At 66.7% G+C, this 7,700-nt stretch carries 1 protein-coding gene; it reads right to left on the bottom strand.

The window, feature by feature from the left end:
- Positions 1 to 7,700, bottom strand: a 7,700-nt coding sequence (locus tag ACQZ2L_RS24990; RefSeq protein ID WP_430328304.1) for an amino acid adenylation domain-containing protein, incomplete at both ends; no start/stop codon positions are given.

Consider the following 7,700-nt stretch of genomic DNA (forward strand, 5'->3'; position numbering starts at 1 on the left):
TGCGGAAGCCCTGCCCCAGGTCATCCACGTTCAAGCCCAGCGGGTAGTTGCTGCGTTCCTTACTTTCCAGGTTGTCGATACCTTGCATCGCCTGCCGCTGGCTGTCAGTGACCTGCGTGCTGTGCCGATAGTTGAGCATGGCGCTGAACAATGGCAACGGCGCGGCCACGCCACTGCAGCGCTGGGCCAAGGCCAGCGAAGCATGCTCGTGGGCCAGCAACGCACTGAGGCGCTGATGGGTAGCACGGGCCCCTTCACACAGGCTGATGCCACCCAGGTCGAGCCGCAGCGGCAAGGTGTTGATGAACATGCCCAACGCCCGTTCGGCGCCTTCACCGCCTTGCAGGCGGCCCAACAGCACGGTGCCGAACACCACGCTGTCCTGGCCACTGGCGACCGCAAGCAGGCGCGCCCAGGCCAGGTGGAACAAGCTGGCGACGCTGATACCCAATTGCCGGCCTTGCTGGCGCAGGCGTAGGGCCAGGTCGTCACGTAGCCACAGCTGGGCCTCCTCGATGTCACGCCCGTCACCCTGCACAGCACTGAGGCCAAACGGCAGCGTCGGCTCGTCGATATCCGCCAACTGCTCGCGGAAGAACGCTTCATGCTCGGCCTGGCTGATACCCAGCCGCGCCTGGGCCACGTAGTTGCGATACGGCACCGGTGCCTGGGCCGGCTCGGCGGCACCCTGCAGGTAACCGATCAGCTCCTCGCCGACCACTTCCATGGCGGTGTGGTCGAGCACGATGTGGTGGAACTGCAAGGTGGCTTCGATGCGTGCCGTACCCGGCTGCTGCGTGTACAGCAGACGGATCAGCGGTGCCTTGCTCAGGTCAAGCACTGCCTCACCGTCGCAATCACGCTCCATGAACACCAGCGGCGCCTGCCGCCATACCACCTGCACCGGCTGCGGCAAGCCTTGCCAGAGCACCGCTGTGCGCAGTACGTCGTGCCGGGCAATGACCTTGTCCAACGCTGCCGCAAAGTTGTCCAGGTGTTCGCGGCTGGCGAACCCGAAGCGCGACTGCAGCACATAAGGGTCGTGCCCCTGCGCGCTGAGGTGGTGGTACAGAATGCCCTCCTGCAAGGGCGCCAGCGGGTAGATGTCCTGCACGTTGCGGGCACCGTCAGATACCTGGGCAACGATACGGTCGATGGCCGCCTGCTCCAGGGCCACCAGCGGCAGCATGCCAGGGGTGATGTGCGAGCAACCGGCAGGGATCAGGTTGTCCGGCACCTGCACCTGTTGCGCCTGGCCCAAGGTCGTCGCCAGTGCCGCCACCGTTGGTTGGCCAAACAGCGTGCGCACATCCACCGGCACACCATCGCGGCGCAAGCGCGCGGTCAGGTTCACCGCCAGCAACGAATGGCCACCCAACTCGAAGAAGTTATCGTGCCGGCCCACCCGCTCGACGCCTAGCATGTCGGCCCACACCGCGGCCAAGGCCATTTCCACTTCGCCCTGCGGCGCGACATACGCCTGGCCTGCAAGCAGCGCCGGATCCGGCTCGGGCAACGCCTTGCGGTCCAGCTTGCCATGGCTGGTCAACGGCAGTGCTGGCAGGCAGGTGAAGGCCATCGGCACTAGGTGCGCGGGCAGGCTTGCCTGCAACGCCTGGCGCAGTGTCTCCACTGCCACCGGGGAGGTTTCAGTGAACCAGGCCAGCAGCCGCTCGCCACGCACCAGCACCACTGCATCGCCGATACCAGGCTGGGCGGCGAGTACGCTTTCGATCTCGCCAAGCTCCACCCGTACGCCCCGGATCTTCACCTGATCATCGTTGCGGCCCAGGTAATCCAGGGTGCCGTCGGCGTTCCAGCGCACCAGGTCACCGGTGCGGTACAGCCGGGCGTGGGGTTGGGCGTTGAACGGATCGGCAATGAAGCGCTCCTCGGTCAGTTCCGGGCGCTTGAAATAACCGCGGGCCACCCCGGCGCCGCCAATGTACAACTCACCTACTGCGCCCACGGGCACCAGCTGACGGCCCTGGTCGAGCACATACACCTGAGTGTTGGCGAGCGGCTTGCCTATATGCAGCGCCCCCCCAGCAACCAGCTGCCCAGACGTGGCCACCACGGTCGCTTCGGTCGGCCCATAGTTGTTGACCAAGGCGAAACCTGGGTCGCGCTCGAACTGGCGCAGGCGATCGCCGCCGATCAGCAGCGTGCGCAAGGTCGGGTGCTGACGGTCGCGGCGCAGCGCTTGCTCGGCCACTGGCGTGGGTAGGAAGCTGACCGCCAGCGGCTGCTCCAGCCACCAGTCGAGCAGTTCGTCGACATGCTCACCGGCGATGCGTGCAGGTGGCACATGCAGCACTGCCCCCGTGCACAGCGCCGGCCAGACCTCCCAGGCCACCGCATCAAAGCCGAAACCGGCGACTGTGCTGGTATGGCTGCCGGCGTGCAAGGCAAACGCCTCACAGTGCCAGTGCACCAGGTTGGCCAGGGTCGCATGCTCGACCATCACCCCTTTCGGCTGGCCGGTGGAGCCGGAGGTGTAGATCAGATACGCCAGTTGGCGATCATCCAGGCCAGCCACGCAGGGATTGCTGTCGGGCGAGTCTTGCCAGGCATCGCGATGCAGCTCGACACGCAGGGTGTCGCCCACCAGCGCCAGGGTCGTCGCATCGACCAGCACCAATGTCGGTGCGCTGTCTTCAAGCAAGTAGGCAATGCGCTCGCCAGGGTATGCCGGGTCGATCGGCACATAGGCCGCACCGGCCTTGAGGACGGCCAGCAGCCCGACCAGGCGCTCCAGGCTGCGCGGTAAGCACAATGCGACCCGGTCGCCGACCTTCACCCCACGACTGATCAGGTAATGCGCCAGGCGGTTGGCGCGGCAGTTCAGCTCGCCATAGCTCAGTGCCTGGCCATCCTGCACCAGCGCTGACGCTTGCGGCGCGCGGGCCGCCTGGGCCTCGACCAGAGCGTGCACGGTCTGCCCTTTCGGGTAGTCGCGTGCGCTGGCATTGAACGTTTCCAGCACCTGCTGGCGTGCTGCCGGCTCCAGGATCGACAGCGCCTCGACCGGCTTGGCCGCTGACTGGTTCAGCGCCTGCAGCAGTTCGACCAGGGCCTGGTTCATCCAGCCGGCGACCCGCTCAGCACCCAGGCCTGCCTGAGCCAACACACTCAAGGCAAAGCCTTCGCCCAGGTCGTCGACACTCAGGGTCAGCGGGTAGTTGCTGCGTTCCTCGCCGCCCAGCAGGCGGACACCCTGGTTGTCGGCGGCGGCAGGCCCCCCTGCCGTGCTGTGGCGGTAGTTGAACAAGGCGCTGAACAACGGCGTGGACGCCGCCACGCCACTGCTCCGCTGGGCCAGGGCCAGCGAAGCATGCTCGTGTGCCAGCAACGCCGAGAGCCGTTGATGGGTGGCACGCACTGCCTGCGCCACCGGTGCGCTAAGGTCGATGCGCAGCGGCAAGGTGTTGATGAACACGCCCAACGCCCGGTCGGCCCCTTCACCGCCCTGTAAGCGCCCCATCAGCACGGTGCCGAAGACGACATCGGTGCGGTTGGCGAGCACACCCAGCACGCGTGCCCAGGCCAGGTGCGCCAGGCTCGCGGCACTCACCCCAAGCTGCCGAGCCTGTTCGCGCAGGCCACGGGCCACGCTGGCGTCAACGGCCAGGTGGGCTTCTTCGATGGCGTGCCCGTCACCCTGCACGTCGCTCAGGCCGAACGGCAACGTCGGGGCGTCAAGGTCCCCCAGCATCTCGCGGAAGAACGCTTCATGGCCGGCATCGTCGGCCCCGAGGCGGGCTTGGGCGACGTAGGTGCGATAAGGCACAGGCGCAGGCAAGCGTTCGCCCTGGCCCGCCAGCAGCAGCTGCATCTCGCTGGCGATGACTTCCATGGCGGTATGGTCCAAGGCCAGGTGATGGAATTGCACAATCGCCACCACGCGCTGGTTGGCAGGGTCATCGGCATGCAGCAGGCGCAGCAAGGGTGCCCGCGACAGGTCGAGGCGCTGGTGACGGGCGTCGAAGCGCGCCTGCAAGGCATCGATCACCGACTCGCCAGCCAGGTCGTCGATTGCGCTCACCTGCATCCGCGCTTCACGCCAGACCACCTGCACCGCGTGTGCAAGCCCTTCGCTGACCACGGCGGTACGCAGAATGTCGTGACGGTCGATGACCTGCTGCAAGGCACCCGCCCAACGCTGCAAGTGCGCCAGGCTATCGAAAGCCAGGCGCGACTGCAGCAGGTACGGGTCGCCCTGTGCGGCGCTCAAGTGGTGGTACAGGATGCCCTCCTGCAGCGGGGCCAGGGGGTAGATCTCCTGCACGTTGGCGGCACCACCCGGCACCGTGGCGACGACACGGTCGATACTGGCCTGATCGAGCTCAATCAGGCTGAGCATGTCCGGGGTGATGTGGCGGGCAGCGTGCGGCACACGGTTGGCCGGCACCTGCACTTCGCGACCGGTGCCCACGGCTGCGGCCAGCGCCGCCAGGGTGGGCTTGGCGAACAGCACGCGCACATCGGCGCTGAGGCCGGCCTTGCGCATGCGTTCGACCAGGGTCACAGCCAGCAGCGAATGGCCGCCCAGCTCGAAGAAGTGGTCGTGGCGACCGACCTGCGCGACCTTGAGCAGGTCGGCCCAGATTGCCGCCAGGGTGGTTTCGACCTCGCCCTGTGGCGCCTCGAAGGCGCGGCTGAGTAGCGCCTCGTTGCCCGGTTGCGGCAGGGCACGGCGGTCGAGCTTGCCGTTGCCGGTCAGCGGCAGTGCATCCAGGCACACGTAGGCCGCTGGCAGCATGTAGTCCGGCAACTGGCCTTGTAGCTGCTGGTGCAGCTCGCCCAGGCCGGGGGCCGGGTTGTTGGCGGTGAAATAGGCCACCAGGCGCTTGTCACCGGGCGCGTCTTCACGCACCACCACGGCCTTGTCACGGACACCGGCACAGGCGCCCAGCCGCGCCTCGATTTCACCGAGCTCGATGCGGAAGCCTCGCAGTTTGATCTGCTGGTCGGCGCGCCCCAGGTAACGCAACGTGCCGTCAGCCTGCCAGCAAGCCAGGTCGCCACTGCGGTACATGCGCGCACCCGGCTCATGGCTGAACGGGTCATCGAGGAAGCGCTCGGCGGTGAGTGCCGGCTGGCCGAGGTACCCCAGTGCAACGCCATCGCCGCCGATGTACAGCTCACCGACCGCGCCAACGGGCAGCGGCTGCTGACGGGCGTCGAGCACATAGCAACGGACATTGCCGATCGGCCTGCCAATCGGGATGCTGCCCTCGCCGACCATGACGATCGGGTGGGTGGTGCTGAAGGTCGTGGCTTCAGTCGGGCCATAGCCATTGAGCAGATGTTGCGGGGCACCTTCGCGCAGCACTCGGCCGACGACGGCCGGGTCCAGCACATCGCCGCCCACCATCAGGTAGCGCAGCCCGGCGAATGCCGGCAGCAGGTCATCGGCAAATTCATGGAACAGGCCAGCAGTCAGCCACAGCACGCTGACGCGCTGCTCCAGCAACACATCACCCAAGGCCTGACGCGACAGCACCTGGTCCTGGTCGATGACCACCACCGTGCCGCCGTTGAGCAGCGGCGCCCAGACTTCCAGGGTACTGGCATCGAACGCAGGGTTGGAGGCGAATGCGACGCGGTCCTGGCAGGTGAAGTCAGCGAAGCCGTTGTTGACCACCAGGCGCACGATGGCCCGGTGCGGCACTTGCACGCCCTTGGGGGTGCCGGTAGAGCCGGAGGTGTACATGATGTAGGCGGCGCTTTCGGCAGCTACCTCCAAGCCCGGCGACTGTGGCGGATATTCACTGAGGTCGAGGCGGTCCAGTTCTATGCGCATGGCATCGCCTACCTGCGGTTCGCTGCTGAGGGTGAGCAGGACCCGCGCCTGGCTGTCTTCGATCATGAAGGCCTGGCGCTCGTCAGGCGCGTTGCTGTCCAACGGCACGAACACCGCCGCGCATTTGCTGGCCGCCAGTTGTGCGGCCAGTAAGGCGACGCTGCGCGGCAGCAGCAAAGCCACACGATCGCCCGGGCGCACGCCCAGGGCCAACAGGTGATGGGCCAGGCGGTTGGCGTGCTGTTCGAGCTGCTCATAGCTCCACTGCCGATCACCGTGCACCACCGCCGTTGCAGCCGGGCTGAGCGCCGCATGGGTGGCAAACAGGGTATGCAGTGCAAGTTCGCGTGGGTAATCGCGGCAGGTGGCATTGAAACCTTGCAACACCAGCTCGCGCTCGACCGGCGCCAGCTGGCTGACGTCATGCAAGGCGGTGGCCGGTGCCTGCGCGAGGGCCTGAGCCAGTTGCTCGAGGGCGGTGCTGAGCAGTCGACACACCTGTGCGCCATCGACTTGCGCGACCGCTTGCACGGTCAGCACAAAGACCTCGCCCAGGTCATCGACGTTGACCACCAAGGGGTAGTTGCTGCGCTCATGCGCGGCCAGTTGCTCGATACCTTGCCAGGCCTCGCGCAGCTCAGCCTTGGCGGGTGCACTGTGGCGATAGTTGAGCAGGCTGGTGAACAGCGCCTGGGACGTCGGCACTGCACTGCAGCGCTGAGCCACTGCCAGCGAGGCTTGCTCATGAGCCAGCAAGCGAGCCAGCCGTTGGTGGGTCAGGCGGACGCCTTCAGCCACGGCCATGGCGCCCACGCTCACCCGCAGCGGCAAGGTGTTGATGAACATGCCCAAGGCCCGTTCAGCCCCCTCGCCGCCTTGCAGGCGACCGAGCAACACCGTGCCGAACACCACTTCTTCGCGTCCAGACAACTGCGCTAGCACCTGCCCCCAGGCCTGGTGCACCAAGCTGGCGACGCTGATGCCCAGCACACGTGCCTGCTCGCGCAAGCTGCCGGCCAACGCCGGTTCCAGGGCCAGACGGCTGTCCAGTACAGGGCTGGCATCACTGTGTGCATCGCGCAAGCCAAATACCGTCGTGGGTTCGTCGATGTCGCCCAGCAGTTCGCGGAACAGTGCTTCGTCAGCCTGGGTATCAGCGCCCAGGCGGGCCTGCGCCACATAGTTGCGATAGGGCACGCTGGCCTGCGACAGGGCCTGGCCTTGCAGCACAGCGGTGATCTCGGCCACCAGCTGTTCGACGGCTGCGTGGTCAAGGATGATGTGGTGGATCAACAGCGTGGCTTCCACGCCACCCTCGCCATGGCCAGGGACCAGGCGGATCAAGGGGGCCTTGTTCAAGTCGAGCGTGGTGCTGCGCTCATCGCCGCGCAAGCTTGCACCGACGGCAGGCACGCTGCGCCAGACGACCTGCACGGGCTCCTCCAGGCCCTGCCAATGGATGCTGGTACGCAGGATGTCGTGACGGGCGATGACCTGGTCGAGCGCTGCGGCAAAGGCATCGAGCTCGGCCCGCGTCGGGAAGGCGAAGCGTGCTTGCAGCACGTAAGGGTCTGCGCCTTCGCTGGCCAGATGATGGTAGAGAATGCCTTGTTGCAGAGGCGCCAGCCCGTAGACATCCTGGACATTGGCTACGCCACCGGGGATCTGCGTGACCAGGTTGTCGATGGCGCCCTGGGATAGCTCGGCGAGCGGCAGCATGTCCGGAGTGATGCGTGTGCCCTCTGCCGGAATGCGGTTGGCTGGCACGCTGATGCGGGTTTCACCGCCTACCGCAGCGGCGAGCGCTGCCAAGGTCGGCTGGCCGAACAGTACGCGGATATCGGCTTGCAGGCCGTGTTGGCGCAGGCGCGAGGTCAGGGTTACCGCCAGCAGC

Source organism: Pseudomonas shirazensis, from assembly GCF_050496565.1.
In the GTDB taxonomy this organism is placed as follows: domain Bacteria; phylum Pseudomonadota; class Gammaproteobacteria; order Pseudomonadales; family Pseudomonadaceae; genus Aquipseudomonas; species Aquipseudomonas shirazensis_A.